General features: G+C 65.8%; 2 protein-coding genes and 1 pseudogene. All 3 read right to left on the reverse strand.

Annotated features, from left to right (window positions below):
• Positions 1–373: recombinase family protein (locus tag ACY45C_RS13270; RefSeq protein WP_462187928.1), on the reverse strand; the 373-nt coding region annotated here is incomplete at its 3' end.
• Between the two features lie 1,034 nt (positions 374–1,407).
• On the reverse strand, positions 1,408–1,806 hold the full coding sequence (locus tag ACY45C_RS13275) for a hypothetical protein (RefSeq protein WP_462187929.1): 399 nt from the start codon (positions 1,804–1,806) through the stop codon (positions 1,408–1,410).
• Between the two features lie 88 nt (positions 1,807–1,894).
• Positions 1,895–2,437 (reverse strand): annotated as a pseudogene (locus ACY45C_RS13280) (DUF3560 domain-containing protein); the annotation flags it as partial.
• Between the last annotated feature and the right edge of the window lie 102 nt (positions 2,438–2,539).

Here is a 2,539-nt window from a genome sequence, read left to right on the forward strand (position 1 = left end):
GGGCTGCCATCGCGGTCCGTACCCGGATCTTGATGCGGTTCCGTTCTCCCTTCGACATGCCCCCGAACACTGACATGATCAGGTCGTGGGCTTCCGAGGTCGGGTCGATCGGCCCGCCGACCTCGGGCACCCACAGCGCGACGCGATAGTGGGTGAACAGCGGGAAGATCAGGCTGAACTGGTTGCCGTAGAACGCCCGATGCGGCTCGCCGATGACAACCGCATCGAAACCCCGATCGGGGTTCCGGAGGGCGTCGAGTAGCAGGCTGGCCTGTGGACGGCGCTTCCAGGGCAGGGACCGGGAATGCCCGACGTCAAAGTACTCGGCGACGATCTCCCCGTGCTTCTCCGTCAGGGCTCGTGCGCGGGCGATCTACCAGTTGCGGGAGGCCTCTGGATCCTGCTGGTCTTCGGTGGAGACCCTGCCGCAGAACGCGAGTCTGATCATGGGGGCGGTCCTTTGTGGTGAGGCGACGCGGATGAGTCTGAGGTGGGCGGATCTTTCCGCGGCATGTTCGCTTCGGTCCCGGGTGTTCGGCCGGAACGGGCGGATTGTGCTGCCAGCAGGATACGTAGCAGTGCCCGTGCCGCCGAGGGGGTGAGGGTCGGCGGCCCGTCCGGGAGGAGTATGAGAAAGACCTCGTCGCCTTGGGTGTCTTGATAGTAACGTCCAGCTCCATGGGGATGCTTATCCGCCTGCCGTCCATTCAGCGCGGGTCCAGGACCGTCGGGGGACGTTTTATGGTCGACCGAGCCCTCCGCATCATCCGGGGAGCAGCTTGCGTCTTGTCCTGGCCTGGTCATCGGCACGGCTTTGGCGCAGCGAACGGGAGGGTGGGCCCAGGGTGGAGAAAGGGTGGTGTTCTGCGCGGGGTCCGAGGTGCGGCACCCCAACGGGGCAGGTAGATCGGCATCTGGGAACAACCTGTGACGATGGGCAGGTGGGTCATGGGAGAAGGCTGGGTTCTGATGTCCCGGCCACCTTCCCGAAACTCTTCCCTGCTACGAATACCTGCCTGGTAACCCGCCGGGGACACACGGTCCGCGAGGCTCGCATAGCCCCGGTAGTCAGCCGGTAAGGAAAATCGTCGAACCTGCCACGCTCACGCCTTTGGCCATTTTATATTAAAACTCGATCTCGAAGGATTTAATTTCGGGAAGTGCCAGTTGAATCGGTGTCGGTATGTTGAGTTTCCCGAGAGTGAGCGGCATTCACTGGCACGATCTTCCCGTAACCGGGAATCGCGCCGTCAACGCACCCCACCTCGTAGCGCTCGTCCGCGCCGGAGCACGCTTTGAACGCGGTCAGCTCATCGAACGCCCGGAGGCCTGCGCAGCAGGACCTCTGCCAGGCAGGACACAACCTTCGCCGGGAAGACAAACCCCAAGATGATCAACAGTCGGATGTCACTGCCGACGCAACAGCTGGTCACGCGCTACTTCGAGATGTGGAACGACGGAGACCCGGCGGTCGAGCACCTGGTCGTACGACAGACGCCACGTCTCTCCAGGGATGAAGACGTGAGGGATCGTTAGCGACTGCTTGTTGACCCGCAGCACCGTGTGCCAGCCGAACGACGAACGCACACGATCACCCTGTTGGAAGTCGGTTGGCCGCCAGACCTTCACGCCTGCGGCTTCCTGCTCGGCGACATTCCGCTTCCAGTAGTCGATCTCGGCGGCGCGTTGGGCGGCGTCCGCCTCGATGCCGGCCTTCCACACCGGGTCGGGTGGTACGCCGCCCTGGGCGACGCGGCGGGTCGCCTTCTCCAACGCCCGCTCCGCGGCACGCTGGTCGGCTTCCATACGTGCGGATGCGGCGCAGGGTGCGGGGAACGTTCTCCCGGTGCTGCTGGAACCGGGCCGCCGTCTCGGCCCGGTTCGCGTGGTAGCCAGCCTTGCCGGCTTCCTCGACCGAGGCGCGTTCGTGGCCGTCGGCGCGGGCCAGGTCCCGGCGGTGCCGGCCCTCCGAGTGGTGGCCGACCAGGATGGGCTGCCCTGGCGGGATGTGATCGCGGATGCCGCGGGCCGCCTTCCACCGGGCCTCGGCGCGGGCCGCCGCGCGACCGGCGGCATCGGCGTGGTAGTCGGCGCGATCCTCGGCCCGCTGGTTGCGGGCCGCTTCGAGCGCCGCGATGTCGGTGACTGGCGTCTCGTCGATCGCGATCTCGATTGGGTACCCGGCGGCGCGCAGCGCGTCGGCCAACTCGTTGATCCGGTAGGTGTCCGCGCCCCGTCCCCGGCTGTTTCGCCAAAACCAGGCTCCGCCGTCGCCGATGTGGCTCGACCAGCGGACCCGGTGCTTTGTGAAGATTGGTGACAGTGTCGGGTAGTCCGCTCGGCTGGCGCCTTCGACCAACGTCCCGGCTTCCCGGGTATGCCGGATCATGATCGTCCCGCGCTGGGTATTCTCCGGGGAGTTCCGCGTGTTTTCCATGCTTCCTCCGTGCGGGTTTCCTCTTTTCGGGGCTGTTTTTCGCTCTGGGGTTTGCGGTCGGGAGATGCGCCGGGCTTGTCCCGGAAGGAGGCAGCTGAAAGG

Source organism: Frankia sp. CcWB2 (genome assembly GCF_977927585.1).

Coding starts and splice junctions, on each gene's coding strand:
- ACY45C_RS13275 (WP_462187929.1), bottom strand. CDS start 1,806: ATGGAAGCCGACCAGCGTGCCGCGGAGCGGGCGTTGGAGAAGGCGACC.